Source organism: Aeromonas sp. R2-4 (assembly GCF_040908365.1).
GTDB classification, from domain to species: Bacteria; Pseudomonadota; Gammaproteobacteria; order Enterobacterales; family Aeromonadaceae; genus Aeromonas; species Aeromonas veronii.
The window spans coordinates 24970-48651 of the sequence record NZ_JBFODO010000016.1 but is presented as its reverse complement, the minus strand read 5'-3'; the positions used below and the strand labels follow the sequence as shown (position 1 = coordinate 48651).

At 61.2% G+C, this 23682-nt stretch carries 18 protein-coding genes; 11 read left to right on the top strand and 7 right to left on the bottom strand.

Features of this window, described 5'->3' with window-relative positions; all coding sequences use genetic code 11:
- Positions 1-28: 28 nt before the first annotated feature.
- From AB5Z05_RS07905 to AB5Z05_RS07890, 4 genes are all read left to right on the top strand, one after another.
- Positions 29-1048: a glycosyltransferase family 2 protein gene (locus AB5Z05_RS07905; protein WP_368150928.1), complete on the top strand. Its 1020-nt coding sequence runs from the start codon at positions 29-31 to the stop codon at positions 1046-1048.
- Positions 1045-1416: a GtrA family protein gene (locus AB5Z05_RS07900; RefSeq protein WP_368150926.1), complete on the top strand. Its 372-nt coding sequence runs from the start codon at positions 1045-1047 to the stop codon at positions 1414-1416. The genes AB5Z05_RS07905 and AB5Z05_RS07900 overlap by 4 nt, the downstream gene beginning before the upstream one ends.
- Positions 1416-2582 carry a hypothetical protein gene (locus tag AB5Z05_RS07895; RefSeq protein WP_005338464.1) on the top strand — a complete coding sequence of 389 codons (1167 nt, stop codon included), beginning with the start codon at positions 1416-1418 and terminating at the stop codon, positions 2580-2582. Before AB5Z05_RS07900 ends, AB5Z05_RS07895 begins: the two co-directional genes overlap by 1 nt.
- A 227-nt stretch (positions 2583-2809) precedes the next feature.
- Complete coding sequence (locus AB5Z05_RS07890) at positions 2810-4921, top strand: alpha-amylase (RefSeq protein ID WP_368150924.1); 2112 nt, start codon at positions 2810-2812, stop codon at positions 4919-4921.
- A 75-nt stretch (positions 4922-4996) separates the two neighbouring features.
- On the opposite strand, the gene AB5Z05_RS07885 is transcribed toward AB5Z05_RS07890, so the two are convergent.
- A complete protein-coding gene (locus tag AB5Z05_RS07885) occupies positions 4997-5623 on the bottom strand; it encodes a glutathione S-transferase N-terminal domain-containing protein (RefSeq protein WP_368150922.1) in 627 nt (208 codons plus the stop codon).
- Between the two features lie 170 nt (positions 5624-5793).
- On the opposite strand from AB5Z05_RS07885, the gene AB5Z05_RS07880 reads away from it, so the two are divergent.
- The 4 genes from AB5Z05_RS07880 to AB5Z05_RS07865 all read left to right on the top strand — a co-directional run bounded on the left by AB5Z05_RS07880 (position 5794) and on the right by AB5Z05_RS07865 (position 9367).
- Entirely contained in the window at positions 5794-6438 is a 645-nt protein-coding gene (locus AB5Z05_RS07880; RefSeq protein WP_368150920.1) for a response regulator, read from the top strand.
- A gap of 113 nt (positions 6439-6551) precedes the next feature.
- Positions 6552-7148: a TetR/AcrR family transcriptional regulator gene (locus AB5Z05_RS07875; protein WP_005349841.1), complete on the top strand. Its 597-nt coding sequence runs from the start codon at positions 6552-6554 to the stop codon at positions 7146-7148.
- 82 nt (positions 7149-7230) lie between these two features.
- Complete coding sequence (locus AB5Z05_RS07870; RefSeq protein ID WP_368150918.1) at positions 7231-8109, top strand: alpha/beta hydrolase; 879 nt, start codon at positions 7231-7233, stop codon at positions 8107-8109.
- 112 nt (positions 8110-8221) lie between these two features.
- Positions 8222-9367, top strand: coding sequence for a patatin-like phospholipase family protein (locus AB5Z05_RS07865; RefSeq protein ID WP_368150917.1), 1146 nt, complete (start codon positions 8222-8224; stop codon positions 9365-9367).
- Positions 9368-9395: 28 nt separating this feature from the next.
- On the opposite strand, the gene AB5Z05_RS07860 is transcribed toward AB5Z05_RS07865, so the two are convergent.
- A complete protein-coding gene (locus AB5Z05_RS07860; protein WP_368150915.1) occupies positions 9396-11348 on the bottom strand; it encodes a cation:proton antiporter in 1953 nt (650 codons plus the stop codon).
- 118 nt (positions 11349-11466) lie between these two features.
- On the opposite strand from AB5Z05_RS07860, the gene AB5Z05_RS07855 reads away from it, so the two are divergent.
- The gene (locus AB5Z05_RS07855) at positions 11467-12369 is read left to right on the top strand and encodes a GGDEF domain-containing protein (protein WP_005347848.1); all 903 of its coding nucleotides are present in this window, start codon (positions 11467-11469) and stop codon (positions 12367-12369) included.
- A gap of 83 nt (positions 12370-12452) precedes the next feature.
- Here AB5Z05_RS07855 and tilS read toward each other — a convergent pair whose 3' ends face one another.
- The gene (gene tilS / locus AB5Z05_RS07850; protein WP_368150913.1) at positions 12453-13811 is read right to left on the bottom strand and encodes a tRNA lysidine(34) synthetase TilS; all 1359 of its coding nucleotides are present in this window, start codon (positions 13809-13811) and stop codon (positions 12453-12455) included.
- A 180-nt stretch (positions 13812-13991) separates the two neighbouring features.
- On the opposite strand from tilS, the gene AB5Z05_RS07845 reads away from it, so the two are divergent.
- Both AB5Z05_RS07845 and AB5Z05_RS07840 read left to right on the top strand, forming a co-directional pair.
- Positions 13992-16025, top strand: a complete 2034-nt coding sequence (locus AB5Z05_RS07845) for a M13-type metalloendopeptidase (protein ID WP_346201024.1) — start codon at positions 13992-13994, stop codon at positions 16023-16025.
- A gap of 58 nt (positions 16026-16083) precedes the next feature.
- Positions 16084-16527 carry a PliI family lysozyme inhibitor of I-type lysozyme gene (locus tag AB5Z05_RS07840; protein WP_368150911.1) on the top strand — a complete coding sequence of 148 codons (444 nt, stop codon included), beginning with the start codon at positions 16084-16086 and terminating at the stop codon, positions 16525-16527.
- Between the two features lie 76 nt (positions 16528-16603).
- Here the strand turns inward: AB5Z05_RS07840 and pdxY are convergent, their stop codons facing one another.
- From pdxY to cadC, 4 genes are all read right to left on the bottom strand, one after another.
- A complete protein-coding gene (pdxY, locus tag AB5Z05_RS07835) occupies positions 16604-17464 on the bottom strand; it encodes a pyridoxal kinase PdxY (protein ID WP_368150909.1) in 861 nt (286 codons plus the stop codon).
- Positions 17465-17557: 93 nt separating this feature from the next.
- A complete protein-coding gene (locus AB5Z05_RS07830; protein WP_368150907.1) occupies positions 17558-19690 on the bottom strand; it encodes a lysine decarboxylase CadA in 2133 nt (710 codons plus the stop codon).
- Positions 19691-19767: 77 nt separating this feature from the next.
- Positions 19768-21102, bottom strand: a complete 1335-nt coding sequence (gene cadB, locus AB5Z05_RS07825; RefSeq protein ID WP_042079861.1) for a cadaverine/lysine antiporter — start codon at positions 21100-21102, stop codon at positions 19768-19770.
- A gap of 754 nt (positions 21103-21856) precedes the next feature.
- Positions 21857-23410, bottom strand: a complete 1554-nt coding sequence (gene cadC, locus AB5Z05_RS07820) for a lysine decarboxylation/transport transcriptional activator CadC (RefSeq protein WP_368150905.1) — start codon at positions 23408-23410, stop codon at positions 21857-21859.
- Positions 23411-23682: the final 272 nt, after the last annotated feature.

Here is a 23682-nt window from a genome sequence, read left to right as displayed (position 1 = left end):
AACAACTATCCCAAATAAGGACGTTCTTATGTCGCATCCAGATTTTCGACTCTCTCTGGTCGTTCCCGTTTACAACGAGGAAGAGAGCATCGATGCCTTCATCAACGCGATAGACAACGAACTGGCCCCGCTGAAAGACCAGCTTGAAATTGTATTCGTCAACGATGGCAGCCGTGACCGCACCCGTGAAGTAGTCGAGCAGGCCATCGCCCGTGACCCGCGCGTGACCCTAGTCAACCTAGCACGCAACTTCGGTAAAGAAGCGGCCTTGACCGCCGGTCTGCATCAGGCCAAAGGGGATGCCATCGTGCCGATGGACGTGGATCTGCAAGACCCGCCCGCCCTGATCCTGGAGTTCGTCAAACTGTGGCAGACCGGTGACTATGACACCGTCTACGGCATCCGCGTCGATCGCAGCGCCGATACCCCGATGAAGCGCCTGACTGCCGGTGGCTTCTACCGCTTCTTCAACGCCCTCTCCACCAGCACCAAGCTGCCGGAAAACGCCGGTGACTTCCGCCTGATCGACCGTCGCGTGGTCGAGGCGATCAAACTGCTGCCGGAGCGCAACCGCTTCATGAAGGGTCTGTTTGCCTGGGCCGGTTTCCGTGCCGTTGGCGTCCCCTACGAGCGCCCGGCCCGTCACGCCGGTGAAACCAAGTTCAACTACTGGAAACTGTGGAACTTCGCCCTTGACGGTCTGCTCAGCTTCTCCAGCTGGCCGCTGCGGGTCTGGAGCTATGTGGGTGTCGGCGTCTCCTTCGTCGCCTTCCTCTACATCCTCAAGATCGTGACCCAGGTGGTCTTCTTCGGCATCGACGTACCCGGCTATGCCTCCCTTATGTCCGTAGTGCTGTTCCTCGGCGGTATCCAGCTGCTGTCGCTCGGCATCATCGGCGAGTACATCGGCCGCATGTTCGTGGAAGTGAAACAGCGCCCGGTCTACCTCATTGAAGGGGTCTATGGCCAGTATGCCCAGCAGGATGCGGCCAAACCGCAGAGCGCTGACAGCAACCCGCAAGAGCAGCAGGAGCAGGCGCCTCAATGATCTCCCGCGAGGAATTCTGGCGGCTGGTACGTTTCGGTTTTGTCGGCGGGGGGGCTACCCTCGTCGACCTTGGCACCTCCATCGCACTGTTTCATACCTGGCCCACCATCTCGGAGCACCTGGTTACCACGCTGGCTTTTGCCATCGCGTTCTGGTTCTCCTTCTTTGGTCACCGCTACATCACCTTCCAGAAGCAGGGAGCCGCCAGCAAGTTTCTGCTGGTCGCCCTCTTCTCGCTGACGGTGCGTAACCTGATCCTGAGCGGCCTGCTGTTTGCGGGGCTCTCCGGTCTACTGCCGGTGGTCATCGCCACCCTGACCGTTACCGTCCTCACTTACGTTCTCTCTCGCGTCTGGGTTTTTGCCTGATGAATGATATGACCAATACTGCCCCGCTAACCGGGGCTGCACTCCCCTATCGCCCGTCACTGCGCATCAGCGGTCGTGACTGGCTGATGATCATCGCCGCCTTCATGCTGAGCCGGGTGGCGCTGTATGGCATGGGCTACTTCGGTGTCCAGCTCTATGGCTCCCCCGACATAGGCCCGCTGCAGGCCTATTGCCAGTTCGACTGCGTCTGGTTTCAGCGCATCATCGAAAACGGCTACGACCTCTACCCGCGCTGGCTGAGCAAGGGTAATGCGGCCAACTGGGCCTTTATGCCGCTCTACCCGATGGTCTCCGGTGCCATCTCCAACCTGTTCAATGTCGAGAGCCTGATCGGCCTCATCATTGTTACCAATATCTCCTTCTTCGCCAGCCTGCCGCTGATGCTGCTGGTGTTGCGTCAGCTCAAGCTGGGGGACGATACCGCCCGCTTCGGCGTCTGGCTGCTCGCCTTCTCCCCCTTCTCAGCCTACTTCGTCTCCGGTTATACCGAGTCGACCTTTATGGCGCTGATGCTGGGGATGTTCCTGTTCGCCTATCGGGAGCAGTGGCTGATGGTGGCCGTGCTGGGGGTCTGTATCTCCGCTACCCGCAACCTGGGGGTGATGATGGTCTTCCCGGTGCTGATCCTGGCGCTGCAGGCCTACGGCTGGCGGGAATTTTTCCGCTTCACCGAGCGCGCCTTCAAGGTGGTGTTCACCCTCTGGATGATCCCCTTTGGCCTGTTTGCCTACATGGTCTACCTCTATCACCTGACCGGCGATGCCTTTGCCTTCAAGCACATTCAGGTGGCCTGGGGTCGCTACATGGACAGCCCGCTGGATTGGTGGCTGAGCGGTTTCGAGCTGGGCGGCCGCAAGGCTTACCTCTCCATCATGGTGATCTTCGGCTGGTGTCTGAACGGCTACCTGTTCAGCCAGAAGCGCTGGGCTGAAGCGACCCTGATGTTCATCTGCTGCACCATCCCGCTGATGACCGGCCTCAACGCCATGCCGCGCTATATGTTCGGGCTCTACCCGACCCTGCTGGCCATCATTCTGCTGACCCATCGCTGGCCCGCTATCCGCCCAGCAGTGCTCTGCATCAGCGGCATGGTTGCCTCCTTCATCGCGGTGGCCTTCGTCAACTTCAAGTTCTTCACCGTCTGATGTGACGACAATGCCTGATACACCAAATGCCGGTCACCTGACCGGCATTTTTTATGGCCGCTATTTTTATCGACAGAGCGTCCCTCTCCTCTCCGTCACACTTTCCTCGGCTTGAAAACGTAACCATTTGAACTGATGTCACAAATCGGCATTTTGCCGATCCAAGGCGCGCTTTGCTGCTCCTAGAATGGGCCCTTGTCCGAACTGCCCTGCTCAAGGAATGGCTTATGCGTCGTGCTCAAAACTTATCCCCCCTCTGGCTTGCACTGATGGCCGCCCCTCTGTTCACCCCACAGGCGATGGCCGCTTCCGAGGTTCACCTCTATGTGGATGGTCAGCCGGTAGCGACCCCGATCTCGCTGGACAAGGGCACTGTGGAGCTGACCCATCCCCTTACCAAGGGGAGCCACCAGATCCGCATCAGCGACGCAAGCAACAGTTGCGGTACCAGCTTTGGCCCGAGCGAGAGCAGACCGCTCCCCTTCGGCACCGCCCAACCCATGGACAAATGCAGCAAGGATCAGAGCTTTACCCTGCGGGTAATGCTGGCCGGGGAGTATCAGTTCACCTTCAACCCGGATACTCCCAGCCTCAAGGTGCTGCGGGCAACCAAGAAGAGCGAGTTCAAACGCCAGCCACCACAAGAGCCCTGCATCAGCTGGGATGGCGGCCCGGTCACGGTGTCGCTCAAAGGGGTCTGGCCCGACGGCACCCGACTGCGGGATGCCTACTCGAAACAGGAGGCGGTGGTCAAACAGGGCAAACTGACACTGACCCCGAGTAAAGAGAGCGGCGGCCTGCTGCTGCTCGAGCCGGTCAAGGCAGCCAAGCCAGCACCATTCAGCTGGGATCAGGCGAGCGTCTATTTTCTGCTGACCGATCGCTTCCACAATGGTGACCCCGCCAACGACCACAGCTTCGGCCGCCAGAAGGATGGTCAAGACGAGGTGGCCACCTGGCACGGCGGCGACTTCAAGGGGCTGACCGAGAAGCTCGACTACATCAAGAGCCTCGGCATGAACGCCATCTGGATCACCCCCATGGTGGAGCAGGTTCACGGCTTTATCGGTGGCGGCGAGCAGGGCAACTTCCCCTTCTACGCCTACCACGGCTACTGGGCGCTCGACTTCACCAAGATTGACCCCAACTACGGCGATGAAGAGAGCCTGAAAACCCTGGTGGACGAGGTCCACAAGCGCGGCATGCGGATCATCCTCGACGTGGTGATGAACCACGCCGGTTACGCCACCCTCGCCGACTTGCAGGATTTGGGGCTCACCGAGCTAACTCAGAACAGCAGCAAACTGCCGACCGTCTGGAACCAGTGGCGTCCGAGCGGTGGCCTCAACTGGCATGGTTACAACCAGTTCATCGACTATCAATCACCCGCGTGGAACAAGTGGTGGAGTGGTGACTGGGTGCGCGCCGGTCTGCCCGGCTACCCGCAGCCCGGCACCGACGATGTCACCGGCTCGGTGGCGGGGCTACCGGACTTTCTGACCGAATCGGCCAAACCGGTAGGGCTGCCGCCATTGCTGGCCGCGAAAAAGGATACCCTCGCCAAGGCGCTGCCCGACGCTACTGTGAGCGACTACCTGATCGCCTGGCACACCGACTGGGTGCGCCGCTTTGGCATCGACGGCTTCCGCGCCGACACCGTCAAGCATCTGGAGCCCGAAGTGTGGGCCAAGCTCAAGCAGGCGGGCAGTGCTGCACTCAAGGAGTGGAAGAGTGCCAACCCGGGCAAGGCCCTCGACGATCTGCCCTTCTATATGGTGGGCGAGGTGTGGGATCACGGGGTAGCCAAGGATTTCTGGTATCAGAACGGCTTCGATTCCCTGATCAACTTCGACTATCAGCGTGAGTTCGCCCTGTCACAGGCCCAGTGCATGGCCAGCGCCGAGCCCACCTATGCCAGCTACGCCAGCCGCATCAATCAGGATCCCGAGTTCAACGTGCTGAGCTACATCAGCTCCCACGACACCAAGCTGTTCTTTGGCGACTATCAGGATGTGCCGCTACAGCGCCGGGTCGCCAACAGCTTTATGCTGTTGCCGGGCGGCATCCAGCTCTACTACGGCGACGAGTCCGGCCGCGGGCTGGCCAAGGATGGCGGGGTGTTCGATCAGGCGCTGCGCTCGGACATGAACTGGCAGGAGCTGGCCAGCGGAGACAAGGCTGAGCTGGTCAAGCACTGGCAGCAACTGGGCCAGTTCCGCGCCGCCCATCCGGCCATTGCGGCAGGCAGCCACCGGAAACTCTCGGATGCCCCCTACGCCTTCGTGCGGGAGAAGGGGGATGACAAGGTGGTGGTGGTCTTTGCCGGTCGGCAGAAGTAACTCTTGAGCCACATTCACCAGCAACAGAGAGGGGAGCCAATGGCTCCCCTCTCTCGTTTATCCATCTGCCACGGTTCACTGTGACAGGCGCGCCGCCACCGGCCACTGCAACCGCGCCTTGAGCAGGGTCTCCTGCCACAGATGCCAAGAGAGCAGCGCCTGCTGATAGACTCCCGCCTGACCGGGCAACAGGATGCCGTAGCTGGCCAGCCGATACGCCATCACCGCATAGAACGCATCGACAATACCCGCCTCGCCAAAGTAGAAGGGGCCCCGCGTCTGCGACCAGATCTCCTGCAAACGGGCCAGCTCACCGACTGCCTCCACCGGGGGATCGATACGGGTTGGCGCCCCAAGAAAGAAGGGGAACAGAGACCGGATCTGCCGGAATCCGGCGTGCAACTCGGCGCAGAGGCTGCGAGCCAGTGCCCGCTCGGCCAGCGAAACGGGATAGAGCTGGCGCTCGGGACAGAGCTCGTGAACATATTCGGCGATGGCCAGCGAGTCGTGAACCCGCACGCCATCGTGTTCGAGCCAGGGCACCAGACCGGCCGGTGCCAGCCGCTTGAGCCGCGCCAGCGACTTGGCATCCTCCAGATCGAACACCTGCTCCTGCCACATCAGCCCGCTCATGGCGAGCACCAGTGCCGCCCGCATCGCCCAGGTGGAGCCGGTGCCCACCGCCAATACCAAGGATCCCATCTGTTGCCTCCTGCATGAGTTGCCTGCGACCGGCCGATCTGCCCTGATGGCAAAACATCCGATGTTCGCTTCACATTTGCGCACCGGCGGGTTTGACCCTCTTGGTGAGCGATGCTAGTTTGATTTTTCAAAACAATCAGTTAGCAACAATGTGAGCCATTAACCGAAATATGGACAGCCAATTTACCATCGTCATCGCAGATGACCACCCCCTGTTTCGGGGCGCCCTTTACCAAGCGGTGCACATGGCCATCAACGACGCTCAATTGCTGGAAGCGGACTCCATCGACAGCCTGACCAGCCTGCTCGGCGAGCACCCCGAAGTTGACCTGTTGCTGCTCGATCTCAAGATGCCGGGAGCCAATGGATTCGAGGGGCTGGCCCACCTGCGCGGCCAGTATCCCGACCTGCCCATCGTGGTGGTCTCCGCCTCGGAAGATGCGATCATCATCCAGCAGGTATTGCGGCTCGGGGCGCTCGGCTTCATTCCCAAATCGGTACCGATGAAGGAGCTGGTCACCGCCCTCAATACGGTGATCGGGGGGGATAACTGGGTGCCGGAAGGCATCTCGCTCCATCCCGAATCGGAAGATGGCCCTGATTTCGCCAGCAAGCTGGCCAGCCTCACCCCCCAGCAATACAAGGTGCTGATCATGCTGCGCGATGGCAGCCTCAACAAACAGATCGCCTGGGAGCTCAATGTCTCCGAAGCCACCATCAAGGCCCATATCACCGCCATCTTCAGAAAACTGGGCGTCAAAAACCGCACTCAGGCGGTTATCGCCCTGCAACAGCTCGATATCAAGGAGAACTGACCCCCGCGCGCAGTGACACGCGGGAGACGACATAGCCAGCTATGCTGGCTATTTGTTGCTCGACAATTAGCACGATCGTACTTTATGCTGCCAGCGCCAACGAGGAGAGAGTGATGAGCAAGGGGCGCCTGACCCGGGAAAACATTTTGCAGACTGCCTTCGAGCAGGCGAGCCAGCAAGGGCTGGAGAGCCTGACCATCGGCTCGCTGGCCAGCGCCTGCGAGATGTCGAAAAGCGGCCTGTTTGCCCACTTTCAATCCCGCGACAATCTGCAGATAGCCGTGCTGGAATACGCCGCCGAGGTGTTCCGGCTGCGGGTGATCCAGCCGGTACGCCAGCAGGAGCACCAGAGCCAGCACGACAAGCTGATCGCCCTGCTGCGTGCCTGGCAGGCTTGGAACCACTGCTTCGCCGGACGCTGCATGTTCCTCGACGCCTGGACCTCGGTGCAGGATGGCCATGAGCAAAAGAGCCAGGTGCAGCAAGCCGCCCGGCAACTGGTGCGCTTCTGGCTCGACTATCTGGCCCGTCAGGTGGTGCAGGGTCAGGCCGCAGGCGAGTGGCGACGCGAGATGGATCCCTGGCGCGCCGTTTATCGCCTCTATGGCCTCTATCTGGCGGATCAGGTGTTCAACGATCTCGAACTGTGTCAGGATCCGGCCCGCCACTTCTGGCCCGAGGTGGACGCTCTGCTGAGCAGCTGGCGCTGATGTTTTGGCATCCGTTCAACACTAATTTTTAAAAACCAACAAAAAAGCACGACCGTTCGCACATAAAAACCACAGGATGACCATGAGCAGCAAGATCTACTTCAACACCAGCCGCTTCAGCCCGAGCAAATGGCTGCTGGGGATAGGCACCCGGTTGCACCACAGACTCGCCCCCACCCATGCCAAGCGTACCGCCAGCAAGTTGCTGCTCACCCCCCAGCGCAACCAGCGGGATGACCACGAACCTGCCGGTCTGGTGAAGCAGGCCGTCCATACCAGCGAAGGGGTATTGATGAGCTATCGGCTCGGTCAGGGGCCACTGTGGCTGCTGATGCATGGCTGGTCCGGCAGCGCCAGCCAGTTCTATCCGCTGATGAGCCATATCGCCGCACAGGGTTTCACCGCCATTGCCTACGATCATCCGGCCCACGGCCAGAGCGCAGGCAACACTGGCCACCTGCCCCGTTTCGTGCGCGCCTTCGACGAGCTGGCGACCAAGCTGGCCAGCGAAGTAGGCCCGCTGCACGGGGTCATCGCCCACAGCATGGGAGGCGCCGTCACCCTCTCCAGCCGTCAGGCGGGTATCGATACCCTGCCGCTGCTGTTGATTTCGCCGGTGCTCGACTATGTGCCCCAGCTCTACGGCATGGTGGCACGCTCCGGCTACTCCATCCGGTTGTTCGATGCGGTGGTCAAGGAGATTGAGCAAAAGTACCAGCACCCCTTGAGCACGGTCGATCCGCTGGGGCGGCTCGCCAGTCGCAGCGGCGCGGCGATGATCGTGCACGACGAGGAGGACAGATTTGCACCGCACGGCGATTCCTTGCGGGCCAGTCAGGATGGTCATACCCGGCTGGTGAGCACCCGGGGACTGGGCCACGGTCGCATCCTCGCCAGCGCCCCGGTATTCGCCGCCTTCGATCAGCTGGCGCGACCGGAAAATCCTCACCGCGCCCTTTGACATGGGGCCATGAAAAAAACGGGCAAGCGCCCGTTTTTATATTTGATACAGCGCCTTATAGTTAATTTGTCAGTGGGAACATTCTTGTCAGAACACGATAAGGCGCCAGCATATGGCCAGACCCAATACAGCATTGTTGCTCACCGGTGGCGGTGCTCGCGCCGCCTATCAGGTCGGAGCCCTCAAAGCGATTGCGGAGCTCTACCCGCGCAATCTCGGCATCCCTTTTCCCATCCTGTGTGGCACCTCGGCGGGGGCCATCAATGTCACCGCGCTGGCCTGCTACGCCTCCTGCTTCCATCTGGGGGTGCGCAAGCTGGAGTGGGTCTGGCGCCGTTTCGAGACCCACCACATCTTCGATTTTCACCCGGGGCGCCTGCTGTGGCGGCTGATGTACGAGGGGTCGGCGGGGCTGATCAATCCCCATACCAACCACGCCTTTCACCTCTTTGACAACGCGCCGCTGCATCGCCTGCTGGATCAACTCATCGACTATCACCGCATTGATGACAACATCCTCTACGGCAGTCTGGAGGCGCTGGCCATCACGGCGTCGGATTACGATGACGGCCTCTCCACCACCTTCTTTCAAGGGCGGGCCGACCACTATCCTTGGGAGCGAGCCAGACGGCGTGGGGTGCGCACCGTGCTTACATCTGAGCATCTGCTCGCCTCATCGGCTCTCCCCTTCGTCTTTCCAGCCACCCGGATCGGCGAGAAGTTCTACGGCGACGGATCCATCCACCAGCTGAGCCCGCTCAGCCCCGCCATCCATCTGGGGGCGGAGCGGATCCTGCTGATCACGCTAGATCCGCCTGAGCACTCGGCGCCGACCCATCACCACGGCCATCTCACCAGCTCCAATATCGCCAGCCATCTGCTCGATACCGTCTTTACCGACACTCTCAACTCCGATCTGGAGCGGCTGTGGCGCATCAACCAGACTCTGGATCTTATCCCTGAGCGGGAGCGCAATCGCCTCAAGCTGAAACGGGTGGAGACCTGTGTGCTGAAACCGAGTCAGGATCTCGACACCATCGCACTGGCCTACCTGCGCAAACTGCCGCTAAAGTTGCGCCGCCTGTTGCGGGTGCTGGGCGTGAAGGGGGATGAGACCAGCAGTCTGGCCAGCTTTTTGATGTTCTATCCGGGTTATTGTCAGCAGCTGATCAAGCTGGGCTATCAGGACACCCTGAGGGAGCGAGAGCGGGTCGTCGCCTTCCTCGATATCGAAGGGCTACCAAAAGAGCGGGAATAAAGGGCGCGGCCGATGAGTGCGAGGGGATTCAGCGCCCCTCCAGCAAACGCTGCTCCGCCTGCTCCATCGCCACCACGGTACCAAACAGGATCAGCCGATCCCCAGCCGCCAGCACCAGCTCGGGTCTGGGCTCCAGACTCTGATCGCCGCGCTGCACCTCCTTGATCCGCACCTCATCAAGCGGCAGCTCGCGCACTTCATGGCCCACCGCCCACGCCTGATCGTGCAGCAACAGCGGATGGAGGCGTTCAAGCAGCTGATCTGCCTCCAGATTGCTGGCACTCTGATCCCCCCAGTAGAAGCCGTGCAGGAAGCGATACTGACTGCTGCGCTCCAGCTCCATCCGGCGGATCACCCGACCGATGGGGATATCGCAATTGAGCAGCAGGTGGGAGACCAGCATCAGGGCCCCCTCCTGGGATTCGGGGATCACCTCAAACGCCCCCGCCTGCTTGTACTGCTCCAGAAAGCTGTCATCCCGGGTACGCACCAGCACCTTGAGATCCCCCGCCAATTCGCGGATCAGTGCCAGCATAGCCTCCACCCGCTTGCGATCATCGAAGGTGATGATCACCAGCCGCGCCCGCAACAACCCGGCGGCCAGCAGAATATCGCGGCGGCTGGCGTCGCCGAAGGCCACCTGCTCCCCCGCCAGCTTGGCCTCACTCACCCGCTCGGGGTCGAGGTCGAGGGCCAGAAAGGGGATCTCTTCGATCTTGAGAAAGCGGGCACAGGTCTGCCCCGCCCGGCCAAAGCCGGCGATGATGACGTGCTGGTTTTTGCTCAGGCCCGACTGTGCCACCTCGGAGCGAGTCAGCAGAGCCGGATCGGTGAGGCTGCGGGCCAGCGAATGGGCCTGAGTCACCAGCCAGGGGGTCATGGCGATGGAGATGATGCCGATGCCGATGAGCAGGGAGACCAGCTGCTGATCCAGCAGGCCGTGGTGGAGCGCCAGTGCCAGCAGCACGAAGCCGAACTCCCCCACCTGACTGAGCATGATGCCGGCGGCCATGCTGTCGCGCTTTCGTTCCCCCATCAGCCGCCCGGCCAGCAGCACCAGCAGGGATTTGCACAGCACCAGCAACACCACGCAGATCAGCACCTGCCACCAAGCCCGCGCCACCAGTTCCCACTCCATGGCCATGCCGATGGTGATAAAGAAGAGCCCCATCAGCACGTCGCGAAAGGGCTTGATGTCTACCTCCAGCTGATGACGGTAGTGGGACTCCCCCAGCATCATCCCCGCCAGAAATGCCCCCAGCGCCATCGACAGCCCGAGCGAATGGGTCATGTAGGCGGCCAGCAGCGCCACCAGCAGGGCGCTCAGCACGAACAACTCGTCGGAGCGGGCCCGCGCTACCTCGTGAAACAGCAGCGGCAGAAACCACTTGCCCACCGCCAGCAGAGTGAAGAGAGCAAACAGCCCCTTGAGGGTGGCCCAGGCGATCTCGGCGGCCAGGGCGCTCCCCTGCACTTCCGGCTGGGCGAGGATCGGGATCATCACCAGCAGGGGCACCACCGCCAGATCCTGAAACAGCAGCACGCTCACCCCCAGCTGGGCGCGGCGGGTATGGAGCTGCTTCTGCTCGCCGAGCTGCTTGATCACCACAGCCGTCGAGGAGAGTGCCAACGTCCCCGCCACCACCAGCGACTGGGCCAGACCCAGCCCCCACCACCAGCCGATGGCGAAAAAGAGCAGTGACGTGAGCAGCACCTGCAACATCCCGACCCCCAGCACCAACCGGCGCATCGCCAGCAATTTCGGCAGGGAGAACTCCAGCCCCAGCGAGAACATCAGAAAGACGATCCCCAGCTCGGCAATGGTCTGCATGATCGACTGGCCGGTGATCACCGCCAGCCCGTGGGGGCCGAGCAAGACGCCGGCAATCAGGTAGGCAAGGATGACCGGCAAGCCGAGGCGCCGGAAAGTTGCCACCAGCAGGACGGCGGCGAACAGCAGGATCAACAGATCGGTGTACAAATTTTCCTCTCCTTTTATCGACTTAAGCTTAGTCAGCCGATCTGGCGGGCAGGAAAGATATATTGGGCATGCCAATTGCAGGGAGGAGACAGTAGTCAGGTGTTACAGGTGGAAGACCATGGAAAATACGTCGTCACTTAATGGCTTTAGCCATGGCATCGAGCAGTGGGTTCGCCAGATGGAGCGGCTCACGCCGTTGCCCAGCGTTGAACGCAACCAGTTGCTCGAGCAGTTGTTGGGGCAGAGCGATCTCGGCGGTCTGCTGACAACTTTTGCCGATCGTGCGGCAAGAATTGTCAGGATCCACGGTCTCTACCTCGATTGTGGCCAGCCCCATGTGCTGATCCAGCACCCGCCGCTGGCCACCCTCAACCTGCACAACTATCCGTTCGAGCTGCGCGGTCAGCATGGCCAGCTGCTCGGCCAGCTCCACTACGAGCTGGAACATCCGCTGAGCGGCAGCCAGCAACGGGTACTGATGCAATACCATCAGCTGCTCTGCCTGCTGCTCCCCCTCTATCTGCGGCTGGAAAAACTGGATCAGCTGGTCCGGCTCGATCACCTGACCGGCCTTGGCAACCGCTCCTACTTTGACGAGGCCATCGGTCGCGCCATCGAGCAGCACAGCCGCGAGCCCCACGGTCTGGTGCTGGTGCTGCTGGATCTCGATCGCTTCAAGCAGATCAATGATACCTGGGGTCATCCGGTGGGGGATCTGGTGCTGAGCCGTTTTGCCCAGTTGCTCAAGGGGTGTATCCGCAGCACGGATCAAGCCTTCCGGCTCGGGGGAGATGAATTTGCCCTGCTGCTGCAACCGGCCGAACCCGAGGCGTGGCGCCCGGTCTGGCTGCGACTGCAGCATATGTTGATGACCAACAAGGAGCTCAGCACCTTCTCGGTCGGATGCAGCCTTGGCGCCGCCAGCTGGCAATCCGGGGTCGATGTGCCGAGCCTCTACGAGGCGGCCGACAGTCACCTCTACGCCCGCAAGAAAGCAGGCAAGGCCAGCCCTAACGAATAATCCCGAACTCTTCTTTGCTCCGGCACATGCGCGCCATGTGACCGGAGCTTCTTTTTTTGGGGTCCCCGCTCACACCGATCACCTCAGGCAAGATCCTGCTCGGGCAAAACCGGAGCTGCACCGCCCCCCTGCCAGTGACAGACCAGCCCGGCCCCCTGCGCCATAAAACCGTCGCAGACAAATAGCCCCACCACCGCCGCTACCTGCTCGCCATAGTAGAGGATGGGGATGCGCCCCCGCTGCCACGAAGGCACGCCATACTCCTGCAGCAGCTTCTTCATCCGCCGACTACCGCTCCGCCCCACCGGTTTGAGGGGGATCCCGGGCGCTACCTGAAAGCGCACCGAGAGGGGCTCGTCCGCTCGGGGGGAGCGCAGCCGATCCTCGCCGTGCTCCGCCATACGCACCACCAGCTCGCCCAACCCGTCCGGCAGGGTCAGCGGCTCACCCACGGTGAGCGGCAACACCTGATGACAGGGTTGCAGATCAGGGCTCACCAGATAGAGCCGCTCCTGAAAACGGCGGCAGCTCTGGCGCCCCCAGTTGAGCTGAGGATTGGCATCACCGCGCGCCAACGCCACCTCCTGCCACAGCCTGGCAAGCTGCTCGCGGGATGGCATCTCCCCCCCCTGACGGCGGATCCAGTAGCGCAGCAGGTTGTTGCGCCGGGTGGGTGAAAGGGCGTGCAGCGGGCCGATATGGAGCGCCTCCCCCTCGCCCGCCAGCTGCCAGTCGCTCTCGGCCAGCTCATCCAGCAGCGCCTCCTGCTCGGCGCACAGGGCCATGCTGCGCGCCGCGGTCTGGGCCATGGCGGGCCAGCGCGCCTTGAGCTGGGGGATAAGCGTCTGGCGCAAAAAGTTGCGGTCATAGCTCACATCCTGATTGCTCTCATCCTCTACCCAGCCAAAGGGGAGGCTCGCCGCCGCCTCGACCAGCTCGGCGCGACTCATATCGAGCAGCGGCCGCAGCAACAGGCCACCGGCAAAGGGCTGGCTTGGCAGGATCCCCGCCAGCCCGCGCAGGCCGGCGCCGCGCTTGAGGGCCAGCAGCAGGGTCTCCAGCTGATCGTCCTGATGGTGGGCGGTGAGCAGCCACTCCCCCTCCCGCATCCGGGCGGTCAGCCGCTGGTAACGGGCGGTGCGAGCCTGCGCCTCCAGACTCTCGCCATTGCCGCGGGCCAGAGTTACCCGCTCGACCAGCAGCTCCACCGCCAATTGCTGACACACGGCTTCACAATGAGCGACCCACTCATCGGCATGGGGACTGAGGCCGTGGTGCACGTGCAGGGCGCGAAGTGACAGGCTGTGCTCGCGGGCATACTGGGCCGCCAGTACCAGCAGCAGGGTAGAGTCGAGGCCGCCACTGAAGGCCACCAGCAGACCGGTGGAACCTTCCGGCGCTGGCATAGTCAGACAAAAGCGAGAATAAAGATGAGAAATCATAGGCTTCCCCAAAACGGACCGGCCGATCTTAGCAGAGTCGGGCTTATCAAGCTGCAACCCTGCTGCTAGAGTGAGGCTCGCCCGCCCTCTCCACCAGGCTGGCCGCAAGGCGGTCGCACAACCGGTTGGAGCAAGGAAGATGGGCAGGGAAGCAAACAACCCGAATTGGAATCAAACAAGATGAACAATAAGAAAAGCTTACTGGCCGGCCTGATTGGACTGGCACTGCTGGCTGGCTGCAGTCAGGCACCGCAAGACTCCCCCAAACACTCCGGGCTGGCGCTGGCCAATATGGACACCCAGGTCAAACCCGGCGATGACTTCTTCCGCTACGTCAATGGCAAGTGGCTCGCCACCGCCAAGATCCCTGACGATCGCCCCGCCGATGGCGCCTTCTACATGCTGCGGGACAAATCCCTCGCCGATGTGCGGGTGCTGGTCGAGGGGCTGGCCAAGCAGGACGCCGCCACCGGCACGCCGACCCAGCAGATCCGCGATCTCTACGCCAGCTATCTGGATCAGGCAGGCCGTGACGCCAAGGGGCTCACCCCGCTGGCACCGGCGCTGGCCGATATCGACCAGATCGGTGATCAGGCAGCACTGGCCCGCGCCTTTGCCCAAAGTGGCCGCATGGGCGGCGGCGCGCCGTTTGGCATCTGGATCGACGCCGATGCCAAGTCCCCCGACCGCTATGCGGTCTACCTCTATCAAGGTGGACTGGGGCTGCCGGATCGGGACTACTACCTCAAGCAGGATCCCGACAGCCAGGCCCTGCGCCAGAAGTACCAGCAGCATATCGCCGCCATGCTGAGCCGCCTCGGTGAGTCTGACCCGAGCGGCAAGGCCAAGCGGATTCTGGCCCTCGAAACCCGGCTCGCCACCATCCAGTGGGACAACGTCGCCCTGCGGGATCGGGAGAAGAACTACAACAAGCGCCCCGCCAGCGAACTGGCACGGCTCGCCCCTCATCTCGACTGGCAGGCCTATCTGAACGCCGCGGGCATTGCGGCCCAGCCGGAGCTCATCATCGGTCAGCCAACCTATCTGAGCGCGCTGGATCAGGTGATGGCCCAGACCCCCATCGCCGACTGGCAGGCCTACCTCAAGTGGCAACTGCTGACCGACTACGCCCCCTATCTCGACAGCGAGACCGACCGCGCCAACTTCGCCTTCTACGGCACCACCCTGAGCGGCACGCCCAAGCAGCGCGCCAGCTGGGAGCGGGCGCTCGGGGTGCTGAACGATCATCTGGGTGAAGCGGTCGGCCAGCTCTATGTGGCCCGCTACTTCCCGCCAGCGGCCAAGGAGCGGATGGAGCAGCTGGTGGAGAACCTGCGCACCGCCTACGGCCAGAGCATCAAGGAGCTCGACTGGATGTCGCCCGAGACCAAGGCGCAGGCCCTCGAGAAGCTGGCCAAGTTCCGCCCCAAGATCGGCTACCCCGACAAGTGGAAGGATTACAGCGCCATCGCCATCAAACCGGATGATCTGGTGGGCAACCTGCAACGCTCGCAAGCCTTTGAATACGCAGACAGTCTGGCGCGCCTCGGCAAGCCTGTCGACCGGGACGAGTGGCACATGTCGCCGCAAACGGTGAACGCCTACTACAACCCGAGCAACAACGAGATCGTTTTCCCGGCGGCTATTTTGCAGCCCCCCTTCTTCGACATGACGGCGGATGATGCGGTCAACTACGGCGCCATCGGCGGGGTCATTGGTCACGAGATGGGCCACGGTTTTGATGATCAGGGGGCCAAATCCGACGGCGACGGCATGATGCGCGACTGGTGGACACCGCAAGATCTCAAGGAGTTCCGCTTCCGCACCAGCCGTCTGGTGGCCCAGTACAACCGCTTCGAGCCCATCAACGGCCAGTTCGTCAACGGCCAGTTTACCCTGGGGGAGAACATCGGCGATCTGGGCGGCCTCACCATAGCCCACAAAGCCTACGAGCTGTCGCTGGATGGCAAGGAGGCGCCGGTGCTGGATGGCTTTACCGGCGAGCAGCGCTTCTTCCTCGGCTGGGCGCAGGTGTGGAAGGGGATGTATCGCCCCGAGCTGATGCAGATGCTGCTGCGCTCCGACCCCCACTCGCCGCCCGAGTACCGGGTCAACGGCGTGGTGCCGAACATTCCCGCCTTCTACGAGGCATTCAACATCCAGCCGGGTGACAAACTCTATCTGCCGCCCCAGAAGCGGGTGAAGATCTGGTAGCAACATCACGGCGGGCTCCCCGGGAGCCCGCACTCAAGAGACAGCAAGAGGTTGCAAGATGAACAGAGCATTGATGATGGCAGGGCTGCTGACCCTGCCGCTGGCGGCACAAGCACAAGCCGAAGAGGTATTTAGCAAGCAACTGACCCTCCCCTCCGGGCAGGTGATCCGGGTAGCGCAGGGGGCCGGTGAGCCCACCTCCATCGGCAGCTATGACGTGCGACTCTATTCGGGTCAGAACGCCCAATTTCCACTGGATGAGTTTCAGGATGGCAAGGTGATGGCTCGCAACGGCTTTATACGGGAGCTGAAACTGGTCGATTTGAATGGCGACAAGCAGCCCGAGCTGGTGGTCATCATCGAGAGCGTCGGCAGCGGCAGCTATCAGGATGCCGATGCCTACACCGTCAGCCCGCAAGGGGAGCTGGAGATCTTCAATCAGGTCAAGGAGCTGGAGCCCAAAGAGGATGTGGTCAAGGCGCTCAAAAGCCCGCAGGACTAAGTCCTCTCCCCGAATCTGCAATGTAAAAAGCCCTGATGATCAGGGCTTTGTTGTTTCTGCTGTTGGCGTAACCAGCTCAGAGGCAGGTCGCCCGAATGGAGACCTGCGGCAGCGCCATCTCGTGCTGGGCCGCCACCAGTTGCAGCTCGTAGGCCCCCGCCAGCCAGGTGCGAGCCAGCACGGCATCAACGCTGGCGTTGGTAAGTTCGAACGCCGCGACCGGAGTACAACCGGCCAGCAGATTGGCCAGCATGGTGGCGCTCAGCAGATCCCCCACCCCGATGGGGTGGCGAGCAAAAGGGTAGAGCGGGCGGGAGAGATGAAAAGTCCCCTCCTCGCACACCAGCAGCATCTCGAAGCGGTCCATGGCAAAACCGGCCTTGCCCAGATGCTTGACCATCACCAGCTTGACCTCTTGCGCGCGCAGCTGCTGGCACGCCTCGATGGCCTCCGGCACATTGCGGATATCGCGGCCGGTGAGCTGTTCCAGCTCCAGTAGATTGGGAGCCAACATATCGGCGCAGGCCAGTGCCCGATGTTTCAGAAAATCGGCGACGCCGGGTGCCACTATGCACCCCTTGTCGGGGTGACCCATCACGGGGTCACAAAAATAGAGGGCGGCCGGATTGAGCGCCTTGAGTCTTGCCACCGCCGCCAGGATCTCCTCCCCCTGTTCGGCCGAGCCGAGGTAGCCGCTCAGCAGCGCATCGCACTCGGCCAGCACGCCGATCTCCGCCAGGCCGTTTACCAGCTGACGGATATGGCCGCCGGGCATCACCATCCCCTGCCAGCCTTCGCGGTATTGGGTGTGGTTGGAGAACTGCACCGTGTTCATCGGCCACACCTCGATCCCGAGGCGACGCATGGGAAAAACGGCGGCGCTGTTGCCGGCACAGCCAAAGACTACGTGGGATTGAATGGAGAGCACTCGCTTCATGGTTGGCGACTCACGCAATAAGAACAGGAATTCCGGAGGGAAAAACGGGCCTTGCGGCCCGTTGTTGTCACTTTCGACTGTTGTCACTGTCGATTAACGCAGCACCTTGACGGTGTAGCTGCCATCGGCCTGACGATAGAGACCGTGGATGTCGGTCTCGAAGCCCGGGTAGTGGGCACCGATCTCGCACAGCATCTCGAGGAACTCGAGCACCGGCAGAGAATCCTGGGTCACCATCTCGCCCGGCAGAACCAAGGGTACTCCCGGCGGGTACGGCAGGATCATGTTGGCGCTGATGCGGTCAACCATGTCACGCAACGGCACCTCTTCCAGATTGCCCGCCAGCTCTTGCTGCCATGCTGCGTGCGGGGTCATCTTCATCTCCGGCAGCACATCGAACGCCTTGAACATCAGCTCCGGCAGACGGTACTTGCAGGTCAGATCGTGGATGCTCTGGGCCAACTCCTGAATGCGCATCCCTTCGTAGAAGCTCGGGTCTTCACGATAGAGGCTCGGCAGGATGTTCTTGATGGTCAGGTTCAGGTCATAACCACGCTTGAACTCGGTCAGGGCGCGCAGCAGTTGCATCGCCTTGGACTGATCGATACCGATGGAGAAGAGGAACAGCATGTTGTAAGGGCCGGTCTTCTCGACCACGATGCCGCGCTCGTCCAGGAACTTGGAGACCAGAGAGGCAGGGATGCCCTTCTCCAGCAGCTGGCCGTCACGGCCCATACCCGGAGTCAGCAGGGTAACCTTGATCGGATCCAGGTACATGTGGTTGTCATCGATGTCCTTGAAGCCGTGCCAGTCATCTTTCGGATCCAGCTTCCAGCACTCGACGGTGTCGATGTTGTCCGGCTGCCATACGTCGAAGAACCAGCCTTCGCTCTGATCACGCAGACGCTTGATCTCTTTGCGGAAGGAGATGGCGCGATCGATGGAGTCCTTGATCAGACGCTTGCCGGTGTTGCCACGCATCATGGCAGCGGAGATCTCGGTCGATGCCACGATGCCGTACTGCGGCGAGGTGGAGGTGTGCATCATGAAGGCTTCGTTGAAGGTCTCTTCCTCCACGTCACCCTTGATGTGGATCATCGACGCCTGGGAGAAGGCCGCCAGCAGCTTGTGGGTGGACTGGGTTTCATAGAACACCTTGCCCGGCATCGCTTCGCCGCTCATGCCGCACTTGCCTTCATAGATCGGGCTGAAGTTGGTGTAAGGCACCCAGGCACTGTCGAAGTGGATGTAAGGAGTATCCAGCGCTTCCTTAATGAAGGCGGTGTTGTAGAGCAGGCCATCATAGGTGGAGTTGGTGACGACGGCGTAACGGGGAGCCTGGGCACCCGGTGTCGCGGCAACCTTGGCTGCGATGGTGTCGCGGCTGAATTCGCTCTGCGGGATACCACCCAGAATGCCGTAGGCGTTGCGGGTCGGACGAAAGTAGATCGGCGTCACGTCGTTCATCATCATCAGGTGAGTGAGCGACTTGTGGCAGTTGCGGTCAACCAGCACTGTGCTGCCAGCCGGCGCGGAGTACATGCCGACGATCTTGTTGGCAGTGGAGGTGCCGTTGGTAACGATATAGGAGCGATCGGCGTTGAAGGTACGGGCGATATACTCTTCGGCTTCCTTGTGCGGACCTGAGTGATCCAGCAGGGAGCCCAGCTCCGGCATGGAGATGGATACGTCAGCCTTGAACGCGTTCGGGCCGTAGAAGTCATAGAAGATGCTGCCGGCCGGGCTCATCTGGAAGGCGGTACCGCCCATGTGACCCGGAGTACAGAAGGTGTATTTACCCTCTTCCACGTACTTGAACAGCGCCTTGGTGAACGGCGGCAGGATGGCGTCCTGATACTCCTGAGTGGCCTGACCCATCTTGAGGGCGATGTCGTCAGCCATGCCAAGACGGTACTCGAAGAAGTGGACGTTCAGACGCAGGTCGGTCAGGTGAATGTCCAGGGTGGACTGGTCGTTGGCGAAGGCGAAGATCGGCAGCTTCTCGTTGCGATCGTGGATCTCCTTGCACAGGCCCAGAGAGTATTTGTCCCAGTCGAAGATGGCGCCGCAAACGCGGGGGTTCTTCTCAATCAGTTTCAGCAGGTCGGCTACGTCGACCGGATAAACAACCTCGAAACCCTTGCGCTCGAGGGAGGCTTGCAGCTGGCGAATGGGTTCTTCTTTAAAGAAAACGCCGAGGTGGTTGAGGATGGCAATGATATTCATCGTAATGCTCCACACGTAAAGGGGCGCTCTCCATCAGGGATGGTGAGTGAAGAGCGCTCGGAAGATAAAAGGGGGAATTAGTTGCTGGGCTGTTCGCTCAGCAGGGCATCGTGCTGACGCAGACCCTGTTTTTTGGCGTAGAACATCAGGATGATGAGCGACACCACGAAGGTAGCGGTAAGGTTGGAACCCTTGGCACCCATCAGGGCCACCAGACAGAAGACACAGGCCACACCGGAGAAGATCATCGCGCCGATGCTGCGGGAGGTCATGCCCTCGAAGCGGATCAGGTTAATGCTGGAGTAGAAGTAGGGCAGCATGGTCAGCAGCACAGCATCTGTGGTCAGCACGTTGAAGAGATCGGCAGCGTGAGCGGACTGGGAGGTGAAGGCGGTCAGGCCAATCATCAGGGCAGTCATCTTGAGGGAGCCCAGGATCAGACCCTTCTTGGCCACGCCGTTCTTGTCCACTTCACCGTAGATTTTCGGGAAGTTGCCATCGTTGGCGGCACGCTTGCCCGCCTCGCCCACCAGCATCATCCAGGAACCGAGCGAGGTGAAGCAGGCCAGCGCGGTGAAGGCAGAGACGAACGGCGCAGACCAGCTACCGAAGATGGCGGAAGAGGCCATGGCAAACGGGGCGCCAGAGGCTGCCACTTCACCGGCTGGGAACATGCCGCTGATCACTTGGGTAGAGAGGATGTAGATAACACCCGCGATACCGGTACCCAGCATGGTAGCGAGCGGTACGGTGCGCTTGGGGTTCTTCACCATGCCGGAAGAGACGGCGGCAGATTCAACACCGACGAAGGACCAGAGGCAGATCAGCACGGCGCTGATGACCGCATGCAGGTCGCTGCCGCTGGTGGTGTTCCAGTTCTGGCTGTAGACGGTGGCATCAAAATGACCCCAACCCATCACCGCAGTACCGACAACCGGCAGCAGGATCAGCACCAGACCCAGGGTACAGAGTCGGCTCACCCAGCTGCCGCCAAGCAGGTTGACGAAGGTGAAGATCCAGACGGCAGCGATGGTGGCTGCGGCGGCCGGAATTGGGCTATTGAGAATGGGGAAGAAGACCGAAAGGTAGGAGACGCCGGTAATGGCGATGGCCAAATTACCGATCCAGTTGGCGTGGTAATAGAGCACACCGGTCTGGAAACCGAACACCGGAGAGATCTCGCCAGCGTAAGCAATGGGGCCACCCTCTTGCGGGTTCTTGGTAGCAAGGCGGGCGAAGACAAAGGCGAGGCCCATGGCGCCTACCAGACAGATTGCCCAGCTAAAGACAGAGATGGAGCCGATGGTGGCCAGTGCCGAAGGCAGCAGCGCAATACCACTCCCCATCATGTTGCCGGCCACCACACCTGTACAGGCGATAAGGCCAATCTTCTTGCTCGTATCTAGGGACATAAGATCTCCGGTTCTATAAAAGGTCGGGTCGTCACATACACATTTGGCGGAACGCCCCGCCAAAGAATGGGCACAGACTAGGCCTCTCATCCCCGGAAAACATAAAGACCAGCTAACGGATAAAAATATGAGCCAACTTTTTTCGCCGCCTCGTCAATTTTGATAAAAACCATTTAAAAACAGTACATTGACATCACATCACACAGCCGTCTTGATAAAACCTTGATATCCTTCTGCCCCATTTTTGCCCCTTGATAACCCCCTTATCTCGCCGTCTTGATATTTTTGGCCAGATAAACCCGGGATAAAGCAGCTCCCAATGCGCCCACTCCCCTTGTAACCATCCGAACGCCCTTTGGGTCATAACCCTAAGTGGCCGCTCACCTCCTGCTTTCCCCGCCGCTCGGCTCATCACAATCCAGGCTCAGAGGTAAAGCGCAACGGCGATAACCGGTAAGCAATGAGAAATGGGTCGAGACAGACAGCTTATCCCGCCGCCAACAATGAGCAGATGTCACAAGCTGCGCGCGGCGCAAAGCCGGGCAAACTCGAGTGCCGCGAATACTGCGTGCAAGACAAAGGCAAATGGGGATAGTGGGGAGCTGCGGGGGATAAATCGGGCCGCACCCGAGCAACTATCCCCGGTGGCAAACAAGCAGGATTGAAACAAGCAGAAACAGCACAGGCCGCCCGAAGGCAGCCTGTGGATGAAGTCGGCAACCGCACCGACCGGGGGAAAACCAACACAGCGGAGTTAGAAGAGCTTCACCTTGCTCTGGCCCAGCGCATTGAACAGGGCCGGGGTGAGGCTCTCCATATTGCTGTAGAAACCGAGCTGCTGGCAGAGCAGATAGGTCTGCTCGGTCGCCTCCATCAGGAAGGCCTGACTGTAGGCATCACCCGCCACCTCGGGGCGACCATCCAGCTCCGCCAGCTTGCCCTGCAGTATGTAATAGAGCACAGAGCGGCCGCGACTCGCCGCCTTCTCCAGCAGATAGTTGGCCTGCTGTTGCTGGCCGTTGAGGATCGCCTGCAGGGTCAACGCCTCCCACACCCGGGCTGGCAGGGCGCCGCTGTTTTGCACCACGCTGGCGAGATGGGTGCCAATCCCCTGCAGCCGCTCGCTCTCGGATTTGCCCGCCAGGGTGGCCAGCGCCTCGCCCGCCAGATAGCGCTCCGCCAGCAGCAGCGGCTGATCCGGCTGGAGCGCCAGCGCCTCCTCCAGCAGCTCGATACCGCGCTTGAGGGCAACCGGATCCCGGCTGTTGATGTAGTACTGCGCCTCCATCATCGCCATCAGGGAGGCATCATCGGTCGGCCAGCCCATCCCCGGCTCGGCATCGGGTTGGTCGAGGGCGCGCAGCAGATCCTGGCTGCTGGCCTGCAACACACCGTGCACACTGTGGCGACTGAGCTGGTACTGATGGCTGAACAGCACCCGGTTGGTATTGATATTGCGATACTCCAGATCGAGATAGGTGCCACGGGGCTGGCGGGTGACCCGCACACTCAGCTCCTTGCCGGGCATGATGCCCCCCATCAGAGTGGTGGCGCCGTACTGCACCCGCAGCGGCGTAGCCACCGCCACCTCCCCCATCAGGGCGCGGGTAATGCCATCGGCGAGGCGCACGTTCTCGTTGTTGTCATCCATGCCGGAGTGGAAGCGGAACACCAGCAGATTGGGATCCAGCATGGCGTGTACCTGGGGGCTGGTGTGCTGGTAGCTGAGCATGCTGACAATGGCGATCAGCACGATGGCAACGAAGATATCGAAACTCACCATCTTCCAGCGGCTGCGAGCATCCTTGGCATGGGTAGAGATGGCGCGGGTCAGGGGCCCGGCGGGAAAAGGGGCGACATTGGGCTGTGCATCATCATCCTGCTCAGCCGCGGGCGGGCTCAGATCGGAGAGAGTCGGGTTGTCGGAGAGAGCGGTATTGACCGCAGGAGCAGGCTGCTCGTCCGCCATCACCACGGAAACCACCTGCAGCGGCCGCACCGGTGCCACCAGCTTGTAGCCGCGCTTGGGTACGGTGACGATATAGTCGGTCGCATCGGTGCGACCATCTTTGAGGATCTTGCGCAGTTCGAAGATGGACTGGGTCACAACCTGATCGGTCACCTCGGCGCCATCCCACACCTCGTTGATCAGGGCATCGCGGCCAAACACGGTGCCGGCATTATGGGCCAGAAACCGCAACAGGTTGACCAGTCTGGGTTCGAGGTAGACCTCGCGGTCGGGGCGACACAACATGTTGTCGTCAACGCTCAGGGTCCAGTCGTGGATCTCAAAAACCGATTCGCTCATGATTCACTCGCTGCAGATGGTGACAATGCACGATGAGAGAGACGCAAAACCCGGGCTGACTGAACGGAACAAGGCGCCATCACCACAGGTGACAGATAAAAAGAGAACCGAAGCAATCACATCTCTGAGAGTCAGTCTGGCCAGGCCATCCTGTTTACGTCTGAAGGGCATCCTTGCGGGCATTCCGACCACCGGGATCGGAAGGGATCACTTTAAGCAAAACGGGAGCTGGATCCCACTTTTTTTGGCTATAAATCGCCGTTGAGTTGATC

Coding starts and splice junctions, on each gene's coding strand:
- pdxY (WP_368150909.1), bottom strand. CDS start 17,464: ATGAAGCGAGTGCTCTCCATTCAATCCCACGTAGTCTTTGGCTGTGCC.
- AB5Z05_RS07900 (WP_368150926.1), top strand. CDS start 1,045: ATGATCTCCCGCGAGGAATTCTGGCGGCTGGTACGTTTCGGTTTTGTC.
- AB5Z05_RS07875 (WP_005349841.1), top strand. CDS start 6,552: ATGAGCAAGGGGCGCCTGACCCGGGAAAACATTTTGCAGACTGCCTTC.
- cadB (WP_042079861.1), bottom strand. CDS start 21,102: ATGTCCCTAGATACGAGCAAGAAGATTGGCCTTATCGCCTGTACAGGT.
- AB5Z05_RS07880 (WP_368150920.1), top strand. CDS start 5,794: ATGGACAGCCAATTTACCATCGTCATCGCAGATGACCACCCCCTGTTT.
- AB5Z05_RS07830 (WP_368150907.1), bottom strand. CDS start 19,690: ATGAATATCATTGCCATCCTCAACCACCTCGGCGTTTTCTTTAAAGAA.
- AB5Z05_RS07890 (WP_368150924.1), top strand. CDS start 2,810: ATGCGTCGTGCTCAAAACTTATCCCCCCTCTGGCTTGCACTGATGGCC.
- tilS (WP_368150913.1), bottom strand. CDS start 13,811: ATGATTTCTCATCTTTATTCTCGCTTTTGTCTGACTATGCCAGCGCCG.
- AB5Z05_RS07905 (WP_368150928.1), top strand. CDS start 29: ATGTCGCATCCAGATTTTCGACTCTCTCTGGTCGTTCCCGTTTACAAC.
- cadC (WP_368150905.1), bottom strand. CDS start 23,410: ATGAGCGAATCGGTTTTTGAGATCCACGACTGGACCCTGAGCGTTGAC.
- AB5Z05_RS07840 (WP_368150911.1), top strand. CDS start 16,084: ATGAACAGAGCATTGATGATGGCAGGGCTGCTGACCCTGCCGCTGGCG.
- AB5Z05_RS07845 (WP_346201024.1), top strand. CDS start 13,992: ATGAACAATAAGAAAAGCTTACTGGCCGGCCTGATTGGACTGGCACTG.
- AB5Z05_RS07865 (WP_368150917.1), top strand. CDS start 8,222: ATGGCCAGACCCAATACAGCATTGTTGCTCACCGGTGGCGGTGCTCGC.
- AB5Z05_RS07855 (WP_005347848.1), top strand. CDS start 11,467: ATGGAAAATACGTCGTCACTTAATGGCTTTAGCCATGGCATCGAGCAG.
- AB5Z05_RS07870 (WP_368150918.1), top strand. CDS start 7,231: ATGAGCAGCAAGATCTACTTCAACACCAGCCGCTTCAGCCCGAGCAAA.
- AB5Z05_RS07885 (WP_368150922.1), bottom strand. CDS start 5,623: ATGGGATCCTTGGTATTGGCGGTGGGCACCGGCTCCACCTGGGCGATG.
- AB5Z05_RS07895 (WP_005338464.1), top strand. CDS start 1,416: ATGAATGATATGACCAATACTGCCCCGCTAACCGGGGCTGCACTCCCC.